Source organism: Blautia sp. Sow4_E7, assembly GCF_052116245.1.
In the GTDB taxonomy this organism is placed as follows: domain Bacteria; phylum Bacillota; class Clostridia; order Lachnospirales; family Lachnospiraceae; genus Blautia_A.
Genome location: NZ_JBQKLL010000015.1, coordinates 23,881 through 44,853, shown reverse-complemented (window position 1 = coordinate 44,853; position 20,973 = coordinate 23,881). Strand labels below are relative to the sequence as shown.

General features: G+C 46.1%; 17 protein-coding genes. 16 read left to right on the top strand and 1 reads right to left on the bottom strand.

Annotated features, from left to right (window positions below):
* Positions 1-238 precede the first annotated feature (238 nt).
* From ACTQ50_RS10475 to ACTQ50_RS10465, 3 genes are all read left to right on the top strand, one after another.
* Positions 239-1,756 (top strand): extracellular solute-binding protein, encoded by a 1,518-nt coding sequence (locus ACTQ50_RS10475; protein ID WP_441484153.1) that lies wholly within the window; start codon positions 239-241, stop codon positions 1,754-1,756.
* A complete protein-coding gene (locus ACTQ50_RS10470) occupies positions 1,707-2,516 on the top strand; it encodes a hypothetical protein (RefSeq protein ID WP_441484152.1) in 810 nt (269 codons plus the stop codon). The genes ACTQ50_RS10475 and ACTQ50_RS10470 overlap by 50 nt, the downstream gene beginning before the upstream one ends.
* 100 nt (positions 2,517-2,616) lie before the next feature.
* Positions 2,617-3,567 (top strand): sensor histidine kinase, encoded by a 951-nt coding sequence (locus tag ACTQ50_RS10465; RefSeq protein WP_441484151.1) that lies wholly within the window; start codon positions 2,617-2,619, stop codon positions 3,565-3,567.
* Between the two features lie 310 nt (positions 3,568-3,877).
* On the opposite strand, the gene ACTQ50_RS10460 is transcribed toward ACTQ50_RS10465, so the two are convergent.
* Positions 3,878-4,510: a response regulator transcription factor gene (locus ACTQ50_RS10460; protein ID WP_441484150.1), complete on the bottom strand. Its 633-nt coding sequence runs from the start codon at positions 4,508-4,510 to the stop codon at positions 3,878-3,880.
* Positions 4,511-4,940: 430 nt separating this feature from the next.
* On the opposite strand from ACTQ50_RS10460, the gene ACTQ50_RS10455 reads away from it, so the two are divergent.
* From ACTQ50_RS10455 to ACTQ50_RS10395, 13 genes are all read left to right on the top strand, one after another.
* Complete coding sequence (locus tag ACTQ50_RS10455) at positions 4,941-5,804, top strand: carbohydrate ABC transporter permease (protein ID WP_441484149.1); 864 nt, start codon at positions 4,941-4,943, stop codon at positions 5,802-5,804.
* A 3-nt stretch (positions 5,805-5,807) separates the two neighbouring features.
* A complete protein-coding gene (locus tag ACTQ50_RS10450) occupies positions 5,808-6,647 on the top strand; it encodes a carbohydrate ABC transporter permease (RefSeq protein ID WP_441484148.1) in 840 nt (279 codons plus the stop codon).
* A 90-nt stretch (positions 6,648-6,737) separates the two neighbouring features.
* Positions 6,738-8,102: a hypothetical protein gene (locus ACTQ50_RS10445; protein ID WP_441484147.1), complete on the top strand. Its 1,365-nt coding sequence runs from the start codon at positions 6,738-6,740 to the stop codon at positions 8,100-8,102.
* A 19-nt stretch (positions 8,103-8,121) separates the two neighbouring features.
* Positions 8,122-9,126, top strand: coding sequence for an ABC transporter permease (locus tag ACTQ50_RS10440; RefSeq protein WP_441484146.1), 1,005 nt, complete (start codon positions 8,122-8,124; stop codon positions 9,124-9,126).
* Between the two features lie 240 nt (positions 9,127-9,366).
* The gene (locus ACTQ50_RS10435; RefSeq protein ID WP_441484145.1) at positions 9,367-10,236 is read left to right on the top strand and encodes a DegV family protein; all 870 of its coding nucleotides are present in this window, start codon (positions 9,367-9,369) and stop codon (positions 10,234-10,236) included.
* A 150-nt stretch (positions 10,237-10,386) separates the two neighbouring features.
* On the top strand, positions 10,387-12,153 hold the full coding sequence (gene argS, locus ACTQ50_RS10430; protein WP_441484144.1) for an arginine--tRNA ligase: 1,767 nt from the start codon (positions 10,387-10,389) through the stop codon (positions 12,151-12,153).
* A 386-nt stretch (positions 12,154-12,539) separates the two neighbouring features.
* A complete protein-coding gene (locus ACTQ50_RS10425; RefSeq protein ID WP_226822460.1) occupies positions 12,540-13,028 on the top strand; it encodes a MarR family winged helix-turn-helix transcriptional regulator in 489 nt (162 codons plus the stop codon).
* Entirely contained in the window at positions 13,018-14,820 is a 1,803-nt protein-coding gene (locus tag ACTQ50_RS10420; protein WP_441484143.1) for an ABC transporter ATP-binding protein, read from the top strand. Before ACTQ50_RS10425 ends, ACTQ50_RS10420 begins: the two co-directional genes overlap by 11 nt.
* Positions 14,817-16,517, top strand: coding sequence for an ABC transporter ATP-binding protein (locus ACTQ50_RS10415; RefSeq protein ID WP_441484142.1), 1,701 nt, complete (start codon positions 14,817-14,819; stop codon positions 16,515-16,517). The genes ACTQ50_RS10420 and ACTQ50_RS10415 overlap by 4 nt, the downstream gene beginning before the upstream one ends.
* 379 nt (positions 16,518-16,896) lie before the next feature.
* Positions 16,897-18,180 carry a serine/threonine protein kinase gene (locus tag ACTQ50_RS10410; RefSeq protein WP_441484141.1) on the top strand — a complete coding sequence of 428 codons (1,284 nt, stop codon included), beginning with the start codon at positions 16,897-16,899 and terminating at the stop codon, positions 18,178-18,180.
* A gap of 6 nt (positions 18,181-18,186) precedes the next feature.
* A complete protein-coding gene (locus tag ACTQ50_RS10405) occupies positions 18,187-19,224 on the top strand; it encodes a hypothetical protein (RefSeq protein ID WP_441484140.1) in 1,038 nt (345 codons plus the stop codon).
* Between the two features lie 123 nt (positions 19,225-19,347).
* On the top strand, positions 19,348-19,995 hold the full coding sequence (locus ACTQ50_RS10400; RefSeq protein WP_441484139.1) for an HAD-IA family hydrolase: 648 nt from the start codon (positions 19,348-19,350) through the stop codon (positions 19,993-19,995).
* 131 nt (positions 19,996-20,126) lie between these two features.
* A complete protein-coding gene (locus tag ACTQ50_RS10395; RefSeq protein WP_441484138.1) occupies positions 20,127-20,918 on the top strand; it encodes a CPBP family intramembrane glutamic endopeptidase in 792 nt (263 codons plus the stop codon).
* Positions 20,919-20,973: the final 55 nt, after the last annotated feature.

Here is a 20,973-nt window from a genome sequence, read left to right as displayed (position 1 = left end):
GGAACAGTTGCAATAAATGTTAATATTGTTATAAAAATGAACAGCTTGAAGCGCAAAGTAAAATGATTTGTGCTTTGGCTGTTCTTTTTTTCGTGGGACATGTTATACTGTTTTAGAGATTATATAGAGATTCCTTTGGTAAGGTTATGGCTATACAGAGGCGGAGTATTCCCTGCAGACAGGCAGGATGCAAAGCTGATTCTGAATAAAACCTTAACAATGGAAGGAGAATTTTAACATGCACAAATATAAAACGGCAAAAAGATTGCTGTCGGTTTCTGTGGCTGCGTGTCTGGTAGCTGTAGGAGCTGGAAGTCTTACAGGCTGCGGTACCTCAGATGGAAGTAAAGACAACGTTCAGCATGATAGCGGAAACACGGCTAATGACACAGCAAACTCTGGAGACTCCAAAGCAATGGGTCGTTATCTGGAAGAGGAACTGGCGGTACCGGAAGATTGTACGGAGGTTGCCAGCCTGCAGATTATGGAAGATGGCAGTATGGAGATGATCGCAAGAAACAGTGACTACGAACTGTCTCTTTATAAGTCATCTGATCAGGGCAAAACCTGGGACGAGGGGAAAGCTCTTACAAGCCTTTTCGGTTTGGACGGTGTTTCTTTTTATAAAGCAGCACTTGGGAGAGACGGAAGCATTCTGGGCGGTGTGTTTATAGAGCCTGAGGATGATAACGGTACAGTGGACATGGATTATTATTATTGCCCAGCTGGCGGGGAAGGGAAAAAGCTGGAACTTGGAAATGATGTGTCTGGAAGTTTTTCCTGGGATATGGCAATCGGGACAAATGGCAATCTGTTTTTGGAACTTATGGGAAATGGAATTCTGGAAATTAACCCGGCAGATGGCAGTGTGGTTCATGAATACGAGAAAGGAAAGCACACAGATTATATGGGAGTAACCTCGGAGTATCTGATCGTAATTGGAGATGGAGACGTCCGTTATTATGACATTGCTTCCGGCAAGCCAGCCGAGGGTGGGGACGCGTTGACGGAGCAGCTGAAAAAGACCCCTTCCAATCTGGAATTTGGCAATTCTTCTGGCACGTCCTTAATATTTATGGATGGAGACGAGGAAGGCACTCTGTTTTATGTAGACAGTACTGGCTTGTACCGCTATGCCTTTGGAGGCAACGTGGTCGAGCAGGTGATCGATGGAAGCCTGAATTCCATCAGTTCCACCAACAAGGCTTTTAACTGCATGGCGCAGGACAAAGACGGAAAGATTTATATAGGCGAGGTTAATTATGATTCCAGTGATATGGAGGGAAAACTGTTTTCCTATACGTACTCTGCGGACACGCCCACAGTGCCGGATACAGAACTGACGATTTATTCCCTGGAGAGTAATTCCAGCATTCGGCAGGCTGTGGACATGTTCCAGAAGGAACATCCGGATATTTATCTGACTCTGGAAACAGGAATGTCAGGGGATGATGGGGTAACCCGTACAGACGCTTTAAAAACTCTGAACACAGAAATCATGGCAGGAAAAGGCCCGGATATTCTGATCATGGATGGGATTTCTTCTGAAACTTATATCCAACAGGGAATGCTGGAGGACTTAAGCGGTGTTTTGAAGGAGGCAGGAATCCTTTCCAATATTCAGGAGGCGTATACAGAAGAGGATGGCAGTATTTATGAAATGCCGGTGAAATTCGGAATCCCAATGATCCAGGGAGCGAAAGAAGATGTGGAGACTGTTCCCGGAAACGCTTTTGGAGCAGTTTGCAGACAATAATTCAGCAGCATGGATGAAGACGGACGGAACCCTGGATGAAGAGAAGGTGAAGGAATTTCTGGAGCAGATGGGAAGGATCTACCAGGCTGGAAAGGATGGAGTTGATCAGATGAAGGCTGCTTATCCGCAGGCTTTTGATGACAGCCAGACGCCAGAGTATGACCGGAGCTATGGAACTGCAGGGGAAAATGTTGCAGCCCTTTCCGGAACAAGTTTGTTTGCAGTTGGCGGCGTTTTTTCACCCTATGATTTTGCAACTGTGACATCTTTTGCTGATCTGCTGGAAAATCAGGAGTATGAGCTTTGGAATGGGCAGGTATCCAACTGCTTTATTCCCATAAATAAGATCGGCGTTAGTTCCAAATCCTCAGAGAAGGACAAAGCTCTGGAATTTGTGCAGTATCTGTTTTCCGAAGAAGGGCAGCTGTTGTCAAAGAGTGATGGCTTGCCGGTTGTGGAGAAGGTGTATGATGGAGAGGATTATTGGAAACAGGGGGAAGAAGGCAAAGTGCTGGCGTCCGGAGGAACCAGCAACAATGTTACCGGACAGGAACTGGATTATGAGATCAAGGTGCCGTCAGCTGATAAAGTGGAGGCATTTAAGCAGCTGGGAAAAACACTGACAACTCCGATCCTGGACAATGCGATCATCACCAGTGCAGTCTGCGAGAACGGAGTACGCTGCCTGAATGGAGAAATCGGTCTTGATGAGGCGGCAAATGCGGTGATACAGCAGGTGAACCTGTATCTGGCGGAATAATCTGGTAGTTGGAAAATGACGAAATAAAATAGTAAACAGGAAGAGAAACGCCATAGAAGTTTGCAAAGCAGAAGCTATGACGCAGTATGGAGAGTTCAAGATGTTTAAAAAGCTGCACAGGCAAATGACAATATTTTCTACGTTGATCACAAGTGGGATCCTGATCCTGATGGCGGTTGCCAGTCTTGCGATTTTTGAGCGGGGACTTGTCCGCAACAGTTATGAAAGATTTTTGAATAATGGAAATTCCTGTGTAGCTTACCTGGAAAATCAGACCATTCTTTCTCATAAATGGATTCTGGAGGCGAAGCTGGAATATGGAGTGGAATTCCGGATCCTGAACAATGGGAAAATGCTGCGGCCTTTGGAAGAGAACCGGAAGAAGCAGACACAGTTTATTGCTTCTGCGTCACATGAGCTTCGGTCTCCGCTGGCTGTGATCCTATCCTGTGTACAGGCTATGGAAAAGGGGACTGGGGAGACGGGAAGGCTTTTGCAGACCATAAAGAGCGAAGGGAACCGGATGTCACGGCTGATCGGGGATATGCTTTCTCTTGCTAATGCGGACAATAAATCATGGAGTGTTATGAAGACAGATTGTGAGTTTGATACCCTGCTTCTGGAGACTTATGAGAAGTATGAGCCGATTTTGCGGGAGAAGAAGATTTCCCTGAAGGTGGTGCTGCCGGAGGAACCATTATCCATCTGTAAGTGTGACAGTGCAAGGCTGAGTCAGGTGCTGAGGATTCTTTTAGACAATGGAGCGAGTTATGTGCCAGCAGGTGGGAGGATGGAACTTGGTGTAGAAGAAAAGGAAAAATATTTCAGGATTTACGTGCAGGATAATGGACCGGGGATTCCGGATGAGAATAAGGAGGCGGTGTTCCAGAGGTTCTATCGGGAGGATTCGGCCAGGAAGGATAAGCAGCATTTTGGACTTGGGCTTTGCATTGCGAAGGAGATCGTGACCTTACATAAGGGGAGTATCCGGATCACAGATACGCCGGGAGGAGGCAGTACGTTTGTGATAAAGCTGCCGAAAGAAAAATAGGGGGCGGTTTCCCGGACGCGCTTTTACAATGTATATTCACCGCCGTGCGTCCAGGCGTTCCGGTGAGCTAGCTGGTAACTACGACTAAGACGCTCAGGAAAGCCTTCGCGCCTAAGTCTACGTAACCATCGGATCTCACCTCCACTAAAACCGCTCCTGAAATGCACGGCTACATGAATATACATTGCAAAATCGCTGGTTGTTGAAAAGGAAAAATGCAAATGCCATGTTGAAGGTAAAGACTATGCTCAGCATGGTATTTTTTTTAGTGGTATACATCCAGCTGGTAGCCGACGCCGCGGACGGTTTTTTAAGACAGGGTGCTGTCTACGGATTTTAGGCGTCGGCGGAGGAAGTGGATGTAGTTGTCAAGGTTGCCGTCTTCTACGTCGGAGTCAAGGCCCCAGACCCGGGAGAGGAGAAGGGGGCGGGGGAGAACCTGGCCGGGGTTGCGGAGGAAAACTTCCAGGAGGGCACTTTCGCGGCCGGAGAGGGTGCACTCTTTGGAGCCTTTGGTGAGGCGGCCGCATTCGGGATCAAAAGAGATGTCGCCTAGTTTCAAGAGATTCAGGTCACCCCATTTTCCAGGGCGGCGCAGAATGCTGCGGATGCGTGCCAGGAGCTCTTCGAAAGCGAAGGGCTTCACCATGTAGTCGTCGGCGCCGCAGTTCAGGCCCGTGACCTTGTCCTCCAGTTCTCCAAGTGCAGTGAGAAAAATGACAGGGGTGGAGATGTGGGCTTGTCTGGATTCTTTAAGAACCTGGGTGCCGTCCATGGAGGGCAGCATACGGTCCAAGATTACCAGGTCGTACATATTTTCCTGCATATAATAAAGCCCCTCGGCTCCGTCAAGACACACGTCTACTGTAAAATTTTCTTTTTCCAGTGCCAGCTTTGTCAGCTGCGCCAGGTCTTTGTCATCTTCTATGATTAAAATTCGCATAGGAAACTCCCTTCATAATAGCTAGTACATCATAAACTAAGTAACTGCCACATTGACTTGTCTGATTTTTCATATGCTGCGTTGTCGTCAGTCGCCGTAGCCACCGCTACGCCTCCTTCCTCCGCCTTGCATACGAAGAAATCATCCTGCGTCAATGTAGCAGAAACTTAATTTATGCTGTACTAGCTGTTCATTCTATGCCCTCCGCAACCGAGGACGGTCCATTGGTGGACATAACACACCAGTCTGCAATCTGGTATTTATTATATACGTAAATCTCTAAAATTTCTCTAATTATTTTGAAGTGGGGGAGATTATAAAGGTGAAAAATTTAGAGAAAGAATAGAGATTCCTCTGCTATCTTAATGTCATTGAGCGATGAGCAGTTTGAAATGAAAATACAAAAAGACAGCCTGCTCAATGAATTATCATGAAAAGAGGACCTATCGTGAAACGAAAACATGCCCTTACAGGCATTTTATTTATTCTCCCAAGCCTGGCAGGTGTCTGCCTGTTCTGGCTGATCCCTTATGTGGATGTGATCCGCAGATCATTCTTCGGGGCTGTGAATGGGACATTTATTGGACTTAAGAATTATCAGATGATATTTTCCAATCAGGCATTTCTGCTGGCTGGGAAAAATACCATTCGGTTTTTCGGAATCTGTATTCCTCTTCTGGTAGTTTTGTCACTGATAACTGCTATCCTATTAAATGGACTTCGAAAGAACCAGAAGCAGCTGCTCAAAACAGCATTTTTGCTACCGATGGCCATACCGGTTGCCTCCGTCGCAATCTTATGGAAAGTCCTGTTTAATGGACAGGGACTTTTGAACCATTTATTGGACCTGCTGTCGTGGAAACACATCGACTGGCTGAATACCAAGGCTTCTTTCTGGGTGCTGGTGATCAGCTATATCTGGAGAAACTTAGGCTATGACATTGTATTGTGGCTGGCAGGGCTTTCTACCATACCGACAGCTCTATATGAGGCTGCAAAGGTAGATGGTGCTGGCATCTGGAAATGTTTCACCAGGATTACCTGTCCAAACCTTCTGCCATCTCTTTTTACCATTGTGGTGCTGTCACTTCTAAATGGCTTCAAAGTGTTCAGGGAAGCGTATCTGGTGGCAGGCGATTATCCACAGGAGAATATGTATCTTCTCCAGCATCTGTTCAATAACTGGTACAGAGACCTTGCCATGGATAAAATGGCTGCGGCTGCGGTGGTTACTGGAATCACGATCATGGTTCTGGTCCTCTTATTGCAAAAAGCATGGGAAAGGGAGGATTAGAAAATGAAAAAGATAACTTATTTTTTCCTCGCTTTTTTGGCCCTTATTTTTGTATTCCCTGTTTTGTTTCTGGCAGTCGGTTCCCTTATGGGGAAAAACGAACTTACCGGTCTGCTCCTTCCCGTAATGCAGGAGGGCAGTAAAGGATATGCTTCCTGGAAACTATTTCCAGAGTATCCGACTTTGAAGCATTATGTGGAAGTACTTCTGGACTCCCCGGAATTCTTTGTGATGTTCTGGAATTCGGTGAAGATCACAGCTGGCGCACTCCTTGGTGAGCTTTTGGTTGGAATGCCCGCTGCCTGGGGCTTTGCAAAATATGATTTCCCAGGGAAAAATATAGTATTTACCTTGTACATCGCACTGATGATGATGCCATTTCAGGTTATGCTCCTTGGCAACTATCTGGTGCTGGATAAACTTGGGCTTCTTGACTCGCTTTGGGGGATTATTTTCCCAGCGGTTTTTTCTACATTCCCCGTATTTATTATGTACCGCTTTTTTAAAGGGATTCCCCTGGCGCTTCTGGAAGCGGCAAGACTTGACGGTGCAGGTGAGCTTAGACTGTTTTTTATAGTTGCCATCCCCTTGGGCTCGCCTGGCGTCATTTCTGCCATTGTTCTGGGATTCCTGGAATACTGGAATCTGATCGAACAGCCGATGGTATTTTTGAAAACAAAAGAATTGTGGCCATTGTCCTTATATCTGCCAAATATTGATCTGAAACAGGCGGGGCTTGGGTTTGCTGCTTCGGTGGTGGCACTTGCACCTGCAGTTCTGGTGTTTTTGTCCGGACAGGACTATCTGGAGCAGGGAATTGTTTCCACGGCGGTAAAGGAATAGAAACGAGAGGGGCAGTAAAGCAACAATTCTAAAAAGGGAGATTGACATGAAGAAAAAACTAATTCAGGCAGCTGGCATATTTTTTCAGTTATGCTGATTTTTACCATATTATCAAGAGTTTCGGATTCCGTAAATGTGATACAGATCCAGACTAAGAATCCATCCAATCAGGTGATCACCCATGAGGTAAGCGGCACTGGAAAAGTGGAGGGAAGTCAGGAAGTGGCTGTGTTTGTGCTGGAAAACCTGCAGGTGGAGCAGGCACTGGTGCATCAGGGACAGACGGTGAAAAAAGGAGATACTTTGCTGAAGCTGTCCCGGGAGAGTATGGAGGATGCTGCCAGGGACCTGGAGGATAAAATAAAAACTCTGGAGGGACAGGCAAAGGACCTGGAAAGCCAGAACAAGGTGAACAGCCAGAAGCGTGCGTCAGAGCAGGCCTGGGCGGACAATTCTTACGATCTTGCTGTGCAGAGCGGAAATGTTTCTGTGGATAATGCAAGAGAAGAACTCCAGGCAGCGCAGCAGCGTCTGGATGAATTTTACCGGGAAAAAGAAGCTAAAACTTCCGGGGATGACTTAAGTGGATTTACAGATGGAGAGGAAGATTTTACAGATGGTGAGACCGCTATCGCACAGGAAGATGATTCCACTGCAGAAGCTGCCCTCCAGTCTGATCTGCGCGCCAGACAGGAGGCACTGAATGAGGCAATCGCAGAAAGAAACCAGACACTGGCTAGTGCAGGAAAAGCAGTTGCGGATGCCAGTGCGCCGGAGGCTTCTGACAGCAGCCTGGAAAATGTAAGGCGGGAGCTGGAAAATGCCAGGGCTGACCTGGAAAAAGTTACAGCACTTCAAAACACGGATGGAATCATTGCTTCCCCCACGGATGGCGTGATCAAAAACCTGGCTGTGCAGACAGGAGACCTCACCGGACAGACGGCAGTTGCAGTTTTGTATTCTTCCGACGGTGCCCTTCGAATGACAGGCACCATTTCAAAAGAAGATATGAAATATGTGTCTGCCGGTGCTGAGGTAAAACTGACAGATAATAACAATAATGATATTTCTGGTGTAACTGTGGAAAATATCACAGAAAATGACGAGGATAATGATATTCGTGATCTGTCAATCTTACTGCCGGATGACAGCATGGCTATTGGACAAAGCGGGGATTTTTCCATATCAAAAGATTCTGGACCCTATTCTTGTTGTGTCCCGCTTTCGGCACTATACTCAGAAGACGGCAAGGATTATGTGTACGTTACTGATACAGAAAATACAGTGCTTGGCACCGTGATGACAGCAAGAAAGCTGGAAGTTACAGTGCAGGATCAGAACCAGACTACAGCTGCACTGGGCGAGGGGAGCCTTTCTACGGACCAGGCTGTGGTCGTGCAGGCAGACAGGGAATTGAAGGACGGCTGCAGAGTGAGGATTTCTGAGAATGGATAGTAAAAAGAAGAATTGTTTTTTGAAATATATGAAAGCAATGTCAGCCGTGCTGCTTTCGTCAGTGCTATTTTATTTTGGCATGAAGGATTATGTGCATGTAGGAAAAACGGATATCGGGGTGGCAGAACTGTATGGCAATTATCCCACTGTAAGCCAGGCGAAGCAGCTTTGGCAGGACAGCCAAAAGGGAGACGAAATTACAGACCTTTGCTTCCTGTGTAATGGAGGTGTACAGACTGTGAAAAATTCCCGGTATTCCAGGCAGACAAATGTCAGAGTGACAGGGATTATAGGAATGGCAGCGCTGTATGACCGGCAGGCAGCTATGCTGGAAGAAAGTGATGAGAATGGCTGCGTGATCGATAAAAATACCGCTCTGGATCTTTTCGGCAGTGAAAATTGTGTGGGAAATCAACTGATGGTAGGTGAGGATATTTATGAAGTGAGAGGTGTTGCATTCTGGAGCCAGCATATGCTGCTCATCCGTCCAGCACAAAAAAATCTGTTTTGCACTCAGGTTCTGATCCGCAGCAAAAAAGGGCAAAGCGTGGAAAGCGCTGCTTCCAATTTTCTCCTAGGAAACGGATTGTCCGGTACCTTGGTGGATGACAGTTGGATGGATGTGATCCTGCCCCTGTTTCCTGTGGCTTTTTTTGTCATGTTTATAATAAGTATTTCCAGATGGATGTATAGATTTGAAAACGGAGATAAGCAAAGTGGAAGCCGGGAGGAGGAAAGGCCTGGAATTGATCTTAAGAAATGCGGCTGCTTTATTATGAGGATTTTATTATGGGGAATCTGTCTCTTTTTTTGCACGAGACTGCTATCAGATATTCCAAAGAGCTGGCTGCCGGATAAGTGGTCAGATTTTTCCTTCTGGCCTGGGAAAATCCAGAAAACAGTGGAGGCCTTCCGCTGGTACATCATGTTCCCCAAAACCATGGCACAGGCGGAACGGTTGGTAATGGGAATCTCCTGTATGATAAAATGTGAGGCAGCGGCACTGCTTATAGGGATCGCATAGGCGGTCCTTTTTCCTTTTTTGCCAAAAGAATTTTACAGAAAAAGAAATATTTTGTTACATTTTTTCGCCGTGTTTTCTCTAAAGTGTTTGCCAGATGGGAGTCCAGGTATTATAATAGACTGTAAGACCCTGAACGGGGAATGAAGATTTACAGTCGCTGTTTACTGGTCTGGCAGTGAACAGTAACGCCTGAGAAATGGCGGGACAGCGGCGACTTTTTATGAGATAAGGAGAGATTAAATGAGTAAGATTGCCATTGTAACGGACAGTAACAGCGGCATTACACAGGAGGAAGGACGCAGACTTGGAGTGTCTGTTATTCCTATGCCTTTTTTTATTAATGAGCAGATGTACCTGGAGGGGATTACCCTGAGTCAGGAGGAATTTTACCAGTGGCTGAAGTCTGACGCTTCCATTTCCACCTCCCAGCCAAGCCCGGGAGAGACGATGGGATTGTGGGACAATCTTCTGAAGGAATATGATGAGATCGTACAGATTCCTATGTCAAGCGGACTTAGCGCTACCTGCGCCACCGCTATGGGACTTGCCCAGGAATATGAGGGCAGAGTACATGTGGTGGATAATCAGCGGATTTCTGTCACCCAGCGCCAGTCTTTGGAGGATGCCATCGCCCTTCGGGATGCAGGCAGGAGCGGAGCTGAGATTAAGAAGATCCTGGAAGAAGAGAAATTTAATTCCAGTATTTATATTACCCTGGAAACTTTGAAATATCTGAAAAAGGGCGGCAGGATCACACCAGCGGCGGCTGCCATCGGTACTGTTCTGAACCTGAAGCCGGTACTGCAGATCCAGGGGGAGAAGCTGGATGCCTTTGCCAAGGTAAGAGGCAAGAAGCAGGCAAGACGTACCATGTTAAAGGCCATGAAAGCAGATTTTGACGGACGTTTCGCCCAGTTTGTCCAGAATGGAGAGATGTGCCTTCAGGCTGCTTATACCGGTAACCCGGAAGAAGCAGAGGAGTGGAAGCAGGAGATACAGGAAACATTTCCTGGCATGGAGATCCATATGGATCCGCTGTCCCTTAGCGTGGCATGTCATATTGGATATGGTTCCCTGGCGATTGCATGTTCTAAGAAAGTAACTGTATAGAAGTTGGAAAATAGCAGTTGTCAATAAACATAGATTTTGGTTATTATCTGTGGTTGGTAACTGAAAATATTCAATTTCTTACTTCGAAATGATTTTGATAGAAAATGATAACAGAAATATTCTCCCTAAGAAGGGAATTTAGGAGGATTTATGAAAAAACTTACAGACTACATGGCAGAAGAACTTTCTGCTGCATTTGAAAAAGCAGGATACGATCCGTCCTACGGTAAAGTAGGCGTTTCCAACCGTCCTGACCTTTGCGAATACCAGTGCAACGGTGCTATGGCAGGTGCCAAGGCTTATAAGAAAGCTCCATTTATGATCGCAGACGACGTAGTTGGCAATCTGGCAGAGTCCAAGGTATTTTCCATGAAAGAGATGGTAAAGCCTGGATTTATCAACCTGAAAGTCAGCGAAGAGTTTCTTGCAGATTATCTGAAAGAGATGGAAAAAGATGAGAAGCTTGGCGCAGACACAGCCAAAGAGCCGAAGACCATCGTCATCGACTACGGCGGACCAAACGTTGCCAAACCACTTCATGTAGGACATCTCCGTTCTGCCATCATCGGCGAGAGCATTAAGAGAATCGGCCGTTTTGTTGGTCACAAGGTGATCGGTGATGTTCATCTTGGAGACTGGGGACTTCAGATGGGACTGATCATCACCGAGCTGAAGCACAGACAGCCGGATCTTGTATATTTTGATGATAATTTTGCAGGCGAATATCCAACAGAGGCTCCCTTTACCATCAGCGAGCTGGAGGAGATTTACCCATGTGCAAGCGGCAAGTCCAAAGAGGATGAGGCATACCGCCAGGAAGCACTGGAGGCAACTCACCTTCTTCAGCAGGGTAAGCCAGGCTACATGGCTCTGTGGAACCATATCATGAACGTTTCCGTTACAGACCTTAAGAGAAACTATGCAAACTTAAATGTATCTTTTGACCTGTGGAAAAAGGAATCCGACGCACAGCCTTACATTCCGGATATGGTAGAGATGATGAAGGAAAAAGGCTTTGCCTATGAGGACCAGGGCGCACTTGTGGTAGATGTAAAAGAAGAGACAGACACCAAGGAAATCCCACCATGTATGCTGCTGAAATCTGACGGAGCTTCCCTTTACACCACAACCGACCTTGCTACCATCGTGGAGCGTATGAAGCTGTTCCATCCGGATGAGATCCTTTACGTCGTTGACAAGCGTCAGGAGCTTCATTTCATCCAGGTATTCCGCTGTGCAAGAAAGACTGGTCTTGTAGAAGAGGACACCAAGCTTTCTTTCCTTGGCTTTGGTACCATGAATGGAAAAGATGGCAAACCGTTCAAGACAAGAGAGGGCGGCGTTATGCGTCTTGAGAACCTGATCGCTGACATTGATGAGGAAATGCTCAACAAGATCGTGGAGAACAGAAGTGTCCGCGACAAAGATGCGAGAGATACGGCAAAGATCGTAGGTATGGCTGCTATCAAATACGGCGACCTTTCCAACCAGGCGACAAAGGATTATATTTTCGATGTAGACCGCTTCACTTCCTTCGAGGGAAATACAGGTCCGTACATCCTTTACACAATCGTTCGTATTAAATCCATTCTGAACCGTTACGTGGAAGAGGGCGGTAACCTTGAAGCTGGTGAGCTTCTTCCGGCTTCCAATGGCAGTGAGAAGAACCTGATGCTTCAGCTTTCCGGATTTGGCAGCATGATCGAGAGTGCCTTTGAAGAGAAAGCTCCGCACAAGATCTGTGCATATATTTATGAGGTTTCTAACGCATTCAACAGCTTCTATCATGAGACAAAGATCCTCAGCGAGGAGAATCAGGCGCAGAAGGAATCCTATATCCGTCTTCTGCAGCTGACCAAGAGAGTTCTTGAGACAAGCATTGATCTGCTTGGATTCGAGGCTCCGGATAAGATGTGATCGGGCTGTTTGCCAGAGGATTTTGACTGGTGGAACGGACATTGGGAAAATGTTAATTTTATTTTGTAAAAGATAGAGTTTTACAGGGCTGTGGAACCTGCTGATGTATATTGGCAGGGCACAGCCCTTTTTTTTGAGCAGTGAGCCCAAGTACGTGCTTGTACAGGAAATTGGCTAGCTGCGATAACGAGGAAAAAATGCAGAGCGTATTTTATCCTGTTAGTTTTTATTTTACTTGACATTGTAATTTAGTTGTACCATCATCTAACTGGTTGAACGTACAACTAATATGTGCGTAAGAAAGAATTTGACAGTCTGATATCTGGCAGAGTTTCGATCATTTTCCAGACGCATTCAGATTACCAGACCAGGGAAAGGAGACATACATGGACAGTACTCAGCGAAAAATGACCAAGATCGCCCGTGAAGTCAGCAAGTTCACCGTACAGATGATGAAAGAAGACGGAATCGGTACAGCTGAATTTGACGTGATACATTTTATCCGGCACAATCCGGGGGTGACGCAGACGGTGATGAGAGAGTCCCTGAAAATTGATAAAGGGGCAGCGGCAAAGCGTGTGGCCAGCCTGGAGAACAAAGGCTATCTGATCAGAAAACCAAATCCGGAAGACGGCAGAAGCCAGTTGTTATATGCCACAGCGAAAGCGGAAGATCTGAAAAACTCAAAAGCACAGATTGAGACCATTTTTTATGAGTGGTTATTAGAAGAACTTCCGGAAGATGAAAAAGAGGCATTTTGTAAAACCTTAGATACCCTTTACTGGAAATCAAAACGACAGCGTCAGGCTGGATTTCCAGATGTGGCGCGCAAGGTGATGGAATGCAGAGATGAGGTGCCGGAAGATGAAGAATAAGAGCAGAGGATTCCAGCCGGACAGGGTGATCTCCTACTTTAAGGAAGAGTGGAAGGTGCTTCTGACTGTGACCATCTCCGGTTTGATCTACAACATCGGTCTTTTGGCAGGCCCCTGGTTTGAGGGAAAAATGACCGGCTGTCTGGTGGAGATCCTGAAAGGGCTGGGAGCGTTTTCCGATATGCTGGTTCTGGTGCTTGGCTATGTGATCGCCATTGCAGTTGTTCAGATTGCCAGATACATTAAGCGTTTTTATGTGCGGCGTTTTGCAAATAATGTAAACCGCAGAATGAAGGAAATTCTGTATGCAAGTCTGGTAAGGAAAAGCCGTGCAAGCCTTCGGGAAGAGGGCGAGGGAAGCATTATGACCAAGGCAATCCTGGATGTGGATGACTGCGTAGAGGGAATGCGTAAGTTTACCACGGAGATTTTTGATACAGGAGTTGCCCTTGCTGCTTATGCAGGGATGCTTTTGTGGTATGATTTCCGGCTTGCTTTACTTTGCATGATTTTCCCGCCAATTTCCTATATGACAGCGGAAAAGATGAAAAAGATGATCCAGAGGACCGGGGCTGCATACAAAGAGCAGTCAGGATACCTGAGCAATGCCACTTTGGACAGGGCGGAGAACGCCATTACATACCGTGTCTTCGGATGTGAGCAGGAGCGGCAGCAGGCTTACGAGGAGAATCTGACTTCTTATGAAAAATCAGCAGTAAAGGTCAATATCTGGAATTCTGTAATGCCGCCGGTATATCGGATCATTTCCATGGTGGGCGTTCTGTTTATTCTGTATTTCGGTCAGAAAAATGTGTTGGGAACTGGCTGGAGCACATGGACCATTGCTTCCTTTACCACATTTCTGGCATGTTTTGTGAAGCTGTACGTGAAGTCCTCCAGTGCAGCGAAGCTGTTTAATGCAGTGCACAAGGCGCAGGTTTCCTGGAAAAGGATCAAGCCGCTTTTGACGAAGCAGGAGGAAAGTACACAGAGTGAGAAAAATGTGTTCGGAATTCCGGAAAATGGGGAAGTGGCAAAACAGGAGATAGCTCAGTCAGAAATCCGTTGCCGGAGCGTGGAACAATTGCAGGTCCGCCATCTGAATTTTACTTACCCAGACGGAAAACTGATTCTGAAAGATATTTCTTTCCAAGCTGAAAAGGGGCAGATGATCGGGATTACCGGGCCGGTTGCCTGCGGAAAATCCACTTTAGGAAAGGCATTTTTGTGCGAATATCCATATGAGGGCCAGATCCTGGTGGATGGCGAAGAATTTCAGAATATGAAGCCGTCCCAGCGTACAAGTATCATTGGCTATTTGGGCCATGATCCAGAGCTGTTTAATGACAGCGTGGAAAATAACGTTCTTATGGGTGAAAAGAAAAATCCGGATGATTTTCTGAAAATGGTCTGCATGGATGAGGAAGTAAAGGAGATGGACGATGGCATCCAGACCCTGGTTGGAAACGGCGGTGTCCGTCTTTCCGGCGGTCAGGGAAAACGTCTTGCCCTTGCCAGAACCCTATGCCATAAGAAACCGGTTCTGATCCTGGACGATCCATTTTCCGCTTTGGATAAGAGCACAGAGAGACAGATTTTTGCTAATTTGAAAGAGCAGTCCAGGGAGAGCATTGTGCTGCTGATTTCCCATCGTCTGTATCTGTTCCCACAGATGGATCAGATCATCTGGATGAAAGATGGAAAAACGGTGGTGGGCACTCATGAGGAACTGTTTGCCAGGGTACCTGAGTATCAGAAATTATTTACAGAGGAAGGAGGTTCGGCAAAATGAAGAAAAATCAGGTGAAAAATGTTATCTGGAAAACAGTTCTGCAGCAGAAATGGCTGTCCATAGGTATCGTTCTTGCAGTGATAGGAGCCGTTGTAACAGCCCTGATTCCTCCGCTGGTCCTGGCCAAAATCGTAGATACGATCACAGCTGGAAAAAACGTGGTCTTCTGGAGCATTCTCCTTTATTTTGTAATGCTTGCACTTACCGGAATCATGGAATCCGCAAGGGAAGGTCTTCTGACTGTATTTGGACAGAAAATCACCCATGCCCTTCGGAGCAGTCTTATGGAGAAATTTGGAAGGCTTACCTCTGATAATCTGACCGGGTTGGAACCAGGAACTTTGGTTTCCCGTTTTGTCGGGGATGTGGATACGGTGGAGAATCTTTTTACCTCAGGAATTATCAGTATGTTTGCAGATGCCTGCAAGATCATCAGTATTCTGGTGGTGATCTGGTTTGAAAATAAAGGCCTTATGGTGGTACTGCTTGTCATATTGCCATTTCTGTTCTGGTTTACCAGACATGTGCAGAAAAATATGCTGGCGGCTCAGATTGAGAACCGGAAGGCCGTGGGAAGAGCTTCCGGGCATGTGCCGGAGACCCTTCACAATATCCGTACGATTCACAACCTTGCCCGGGAAACATATATGGAAAAGCGTTACGACACGTATATTGGGGAGAGTTATGCAGCTATGGAGAGAACTAATTTTTATGATGCTGTATATTCCCCGGTGATTCTGATTTTGAACGCGGTCGTGGTTGCGGCTGTGATGCTGCTTTCCGCATCTGGAAACAGGACGGTGCTGACCTTTTTCGGAATGTCTGCTGGAACTGCAGTGGCAGTGACTAATTACATTTCACAGATCTTTACACCCGTGGAAAGTCTGGGAATGGAGATTCAGACTATTCAGTCTGCGGTGGCGGGAATCCATAGGATTAATGAATTCTTTGGACTGGAAGAGAAGAAAGATGGACTGCAGGAAGTGAAAGAACTGTCAGTTGCAGATAAAGGCGTTTCAGAGTCAGCCAAAGATGCGGCAGCTGTGAATGTGGTTGGGAAGTCTGGAGAGGATGAGGTTCCCTTTGTGGAATTTCAGAATGTGACCTTCGGCTATGACGAGCATGTGGTGCTGGAACACTTGAATTTCAAGGTGCTGGACACCGATCAGGTGACACTCCTTGGGCGCACCGGCGCAGGAAAAAGCACCATATTAAAACTGCTCCTTGGCCTTTACGAGCCAGATCAGGGAAAAGTGCTGATCCATGGGATTCCGGCAACAGCTGTGAAGGCTGGGGACAGACGAACGCTCTTTGGCTATGTGGAGCAGACGTTTCACATGGTGCCTGGAACGGTGCGGGATCAGATCACATTATTTGATGGGCGGATCTCAGACTGCCAGGTAAAGGCAGTGGCAGAGCTTACCGGATTAAAAGAGGCAATTGAGAGTCTGGAAAATGATTATGACACATATTGTACCCCGGAGATTTTTTCCCAGGGACAGTGGCAGCTGTTATCCATCGCCAGAGCTGCTGTGTCAGAGCCCAAGATGCTGCTTCTGGATGAGATTACTGCGAACCTTGACGCAGAGACAGAGAAGAGCGTGCTGGCAGCGCTGAAGCGTGTGGCAAAAGACCGTACGGTTATTTCTATTTCCCACAGAACTTCTGCGGAGCTGGGACGAACTATTCAGATCTGAGAAACAAGCTAACATAGGTTTTGGCAAAACGCCGTATGAGATCATTCTTGTGCGGCGTTTTTTTATGTAATAGGAAATTCCGTTGGAATTCCCTATTACATAAAAAAGCCCTACCGGGTAGGATCGCACTGCGGCGGCTTATAAAACAATAAAAATTTTATAAAGTACTTTTCAGCAACTGATTCAGGTGTTATAATTCTGATTACATCTTAAATGTCAGGAGTAAAGAACTGGCATTTCAGAATCATTCATTTTATCTTATTTGTAACTGTTCAGAACCTTCACAGTTACTCTTATTTATCATTTGCCGGGATTCATCGGCAGCATTCACTTAATTATTTTTATTGCTTGGCAGTTTTTGTTTTTTTACGAAAAAGAGGTGGTTATCATCAATCTTACAGGCATGATCTTAAAAATGCGTTACTGTATCCTGGAGCAGGTAGGTTCGGGCGGAGAGGGAAATCTTTATCTGGCCAGGGATATGGAACTTGGAAATTACTGGGCGGTGAAGGAGATTCCTATTGAGAAAAAACGGGAGGCCAGGCTGCTGCGCCTTTTGGAGCACCCCTCCATTCCACGGATGGTAGATTACGTGGAAAATGGAGAGCACTGTTATCTTGTGATGGAGTATATCCGGGGAAAATCCCTGGGCCAGTTGCGTAAGGAGGGGCATACTTTTTCCGCAGAGGAGCTTCTTTCTTATGGAGATACAGTTCTTTCCGTTCTGGAATATCTTCACGGACAAAAGCCGCCGATCTATTATGGAGATCTGAAGCCGGATAATCTTATGCTCTCGGATTCCGGCAAACTGTATCTGGTGGATTTTGGAAGTGCGATGTTTGGATTTGGGGAAAATCAGCGGATCTGTATGGGAACAGAAGGCTTTGCCGCGCCGGAGCAGTATGAGGGAAAAGTGAACGGTGTCAGTGATCTGTATGCATTTGGGAAAACCATGCAGATGCTGATGGGAAAACACTGGCTTGGGGTTCTGTGGAAGGTGCCGGGGCTGGGGTTGTTTCTTTATAAGTGTATTCAGCCCCAGGAGAAGCGACGGTTCCAAAGCGCGGCCAGGGCACGTAAAATGCTGACATCCATAGGAAAAAGAGGAGGACACGTCCGTAAAAACATTGCGGTGGCAATTGGAACTGCGGGAATCCTTCTGACAGCAGGTGTGCTGCTTGCCAGTTCGGAGCGCCCTGTATCTTTTGAATGCGCATTGGCAGAAGTGACAGAAGGGTATTACCAGATGCTGGAAAAGGAGCCGGATCCGTCGGAATTGGATTTAGAAGAAGTGGGAATGAGCCAGGAGAAGGACGGGAGTGGAATTTTAATTAAAAAATGTGAACAAGTAGAAAAAGGTTTGCAAAAACTGCAAAAGGAATATACGAAAGATGAAGAACAGCGGAAATTGCTTTTACTGCTGGCTGCCAACGCAGAGGTAATGAAAGAGTGGGAACGGTCAGCTGTATATTATGAACAGCTGCTTTTGTATGCGCCGGGGTATGCCAATGGGTATGGCAAGTATGGCCTGTTTCTTTTAAGAAGAGGACAAGTGCGTTCTGCCAGAAGGCTGCTGGCCTTATACAAAAGCAGCGGGGCAGATGGGAAGGGCTGTGAAAGCATAGAAATGTGGGAGAAGCAGATGGAAGATCTGGAAGGGTGAGGAAAAGTGAAAAGATGGACTAAAATATGCCTGGTTATGATAATGACTTTGCTTATGACAGGCGGCGGTGGGCGCTGCCTCTACGCCGGGGAGTTTGGAGGATTTGATATCGACATTGGAGCAGAGGAAGACATATTTGAAAACTGGGAGGAAGGATCTGGAGAAAGCCAGGAAACGACGGAACCAGAGTTAAAAGATAGTGAGAGCAGCCGTGAAGAAAAGCCGGAAAGTGATAATAAGAGCAGTAATGAACGTAATAATGAGTGCAGCAACGAGAGCAGTAATAACAATAGTAATGTCAGCAATAATGACAGCGCTAATAGTGGCGGTGATAATTCCCACAATAATAACAACAATAGTAATACCGGAGAAGCAAGTCAGTCGAAAACGGAAAGTAGTGGAAAAAGCAGCGATACAGAAAGTAGTGCTGATGCAGCCTCACTGGCGAATAACAGCGCAAAAAATAAAAAAACTGACAATCCTGCAAATGCAAACGATAATGCAAAAAGAAAAGATTTTAAAAGTAAGGAAGAAACGTTAAATTCTGCTGCTTCCAGTGAAGGGCAATCGCTTCCCAGTGAAAAGAAAGACGAGAATCCCTCAAAAACAGACGAGAAAACAATAAATCCGAAAATCCCAAAAGTAGAAAGTGCCGTTGATCGTCGGAAATTTACGGCATTTGGAACGGTAACCACCGCGATTGGAATGGCAAAAACTTCACCTGAACTGAAATTCTATAACAGTAATGACGAAAATAAGGATAATCATAAAAAAACAACAGAAAACAATAACAAAAACATATATTTTGAACACCCAGAGTTTGTCCCTGAGAACGAATATCCCAGGATCCGGATCATAAGAAGAGCGGAAGATCAGGATGTCACAATTTTATCTTTACGTTTCAATGATGAGGAAATTTTTTTCCACCAGGAAGGAGATACGCTTATATTTGACCAGCCGGTTACCGGGAAGAAGAATCGGATAAATTTACTTGCAGTAATTGATGGAAGCAGGATTGTGCAGATGCCTGTATGGGAGTTTTAAAGGATTTTGCCATCTGGACGTTGGAAAGAAATGATGCTATAATTAACAACCATATAGTGAAATGCTTGTTAAGGATAGCAGATATTTTAGAAAATACTTGACCATACAGGAGGCAAAACACAGATGTATAAAGCCATTTTATTTGACTTAGATGGAACACTTACAGACTCCGGTGAGGGAATCACCAAGTCTGTACAATATGCTCTGGAGAGGATTGGAAAACCGGAGCCAGACCTTCAGAAGCTGCGTATTTTTGTGGGACCGCCCCTTTTGGAGCAGTTTCAGGAGTATGCAGGAATTGACGAGGAGACTGCGAGAAAAGCAGTTGAGATTTACAGGGAACGATATGCACCAGTTGGTATCTATGAGAATGAATTATATCCTGGAATTCCGGAACTGTTATCCGGACTGAAACAAAGAGGATACAAGCTTGCCATTGCGTCTTCCAAGCCGGAGAATTTCGTGAAGATCGTGGCAGAATATTTCCATATTGATTCCTATTTTGATGAGATGGTAGGAAGCGAGCCAGAGGGCGGCAGAACCAATAAGACAGAAGTGATCGAGGAAACCCTGAAGCGGCTGGGACTTGGGAGTCACAGAGACCAGGTGATCATGGTGGGAGACAAAGAGCATGATGTGTTTGGTGCAAGACGTGCAGGGCTTGAATGTATCGCCGTTTCCTATGGATATGGAACTGAGGGAGAATTAGAGAATGCCCATCCTCTTAAAATTGTAGATTCCGCAGAAGAGATCCTGGATTTTTTCGCATAAGCCCCAGAAGAAAGCAAAGACGGCCTGTCCTGGTATGGAAATGCCTGTATCCGGTAGGAATCCACTTTGCAATTTCCCAGATCATATCCTATCTGGGACTATATCTTCTGGTAAGGCGGACTGGTGGGGATATGAGTGCCTATTACCAGCATGTGCTTATGCTCACAGGATTGACTGGAATTCTGGCAGCTATTCCATGTATCTGGCTGTATCGTGGGGATTTTGTGAGGAGAAGGGAAACTGGAATTCTGCAAGCTGTTGCTGCGAAGCCCACGCTTAAAGCAGAACCAGAAGCTGCATCTGAGAAAATGAATGGCGGTGTAAGGCGTGGTGGAAAAATATTTGCCACAGGCCGTCGCCTTCAGATCCCTGAAATTCTGGTATTTCTGGTAATCGGTGCATTTCTGGGGCAGTATGGTAATATCCTGGTGGGACTTTTCCAGCAGTATCTGAACCCGGAAACTTACCAGGAAACCCAGTCCCTGGTTTCCCAGGGGAAAAGCATCTGGAGCCTGATCTTCTGGATGGGGATTGTGGCACCTTTTGCAGAAGAGGTGATTTTCCGCTGGATGGTATTTCTGCGCATGAGAGACAATATGCGGGTGCTCACAGCTGCGCTGTTGTCTGGATTAACCTTTGGCATCTATCATATGAATCTGATGCAGGGCGTATATGCAACTATTATGGGATTGCTGTTTGCCTTGATCCTGGAATGGCGGGGAAATCTGTTTTCCAGTGTGTTTCTTCATATGGGGGCGAATATCTGGAGTCTGCTGGTCAGTGATGTGATGCTGTACATGCTGGATCATACAGGTGCCACTTCGGTGATTGCATTAAATCTGCTCCTTGTTTTTGCAGGTACGTATGGCATTTGGAGGTGCTATAAGAATTACCAGAAACGGGGATGTACGAGACTGATATAAAAGCATGATCGGAAATAATTGTATTAAGAAAATATAGAAGACCTTCTTACAAAAT

Bases quoted from the DNA above. Each gene is read 5' to 3' on its own strand.
- ACTQ50_RS10475 (WP_441484153.1), top strand. From the start codon at position 239: ATGCACAAATATAAAACGGCAAAAAGATTGCTGTCGGTTTCTGTGGCT.
- ACTQ50_RS10470 (WP_441484152.1), top strand. From the start codon at position 1,707: ATGTGGAGACTGTTCCCGGAAACGCTTTTGGAGCAGTTTGCAGACAAT.
- ACTQ50_RS10465 (WP_441484151.1), top strand. From the start codon at position 2,617: ATGTTTAAAAAGCTGCACAGGCAAATGACAATATTTTCTACGTTGATC.
- ACTQ50_RS10460 (WP_441484150.1), bottom strand. From the start codon at position 4,510: ATGCGAATTTTAATCATAGAAGATGACAAAGACCTGGCGCAGCTGACA.
- ACTQ50_RS10455 (WP_441484149.1), top strand. From the start codon at position 4,941: ATGAAAAGAGGACCTATCGTGAAACGAAAACATGCCCTTACAGGCATT.
- ACTQ50_RS10450 (WP_441484148.1), top strand. From the start codon at position 5,808: ATGAAAAAGATAACTTATTTTTTCCTCGCTTTTTTGGCCCTTATTTTT.
- ACTQ50_RS10445 (WP_441484147.1), top strand. From the start codon at position 6,738: ATGCTGATTTTTACCATATTATCAAGAGTTTCGGATTCCGTAAATGTG.
- ACTQ50_RS10435 (WP_441484145.1), top strand. From the start codon at position 9,367: ATGAGTAAGATTGCCATTGTAACGGACAGTAACAGCGGCATTACACAG.
- argS (WP_441484144.1), top strand. From the start codon at position 10,387: ATGAAAAAACTTACAGACTACATGGCAGAAGAACTTTCTGCTGCATTT.
- ACTQ50_RS10425 (WP_226822460.1), top strand. From the start codon at position 12,540: ATGGACAGTACTCAGCGAAAAATGACCAAGATCGCCCGTGAAGTCAGC.
- ACTQ50_RS10420 (WP_441484143.1), top strand. From the start codon at position 13,018: ATGAAGAATAAGAGCAGAGGATTCCAGCCGGACAGGGTGATCTCCTAC.
- ACTQ50_RS10415 (WP_441484142.1), top strand. From the start codon at position 14,817: ATGAAGAAAAATCAGGTGAAAAATGTTATCTGGAAAACAGTTCTGCAG.
- ACTQ50_RS10400 (WP_441484139.1), top strand. From the start codon at position 19,348: ATGTATAAAGCCATTTTATTTGACTTAGATGGAACACTTACAGACTCC.
- ACTQ50_RS10395 (WP_441484138.1), top strand. From the start codon at position 20,127: ATGAGTGCCTATTACCAGCATGTGCTTATGCTCACAGGATTGACTGGA.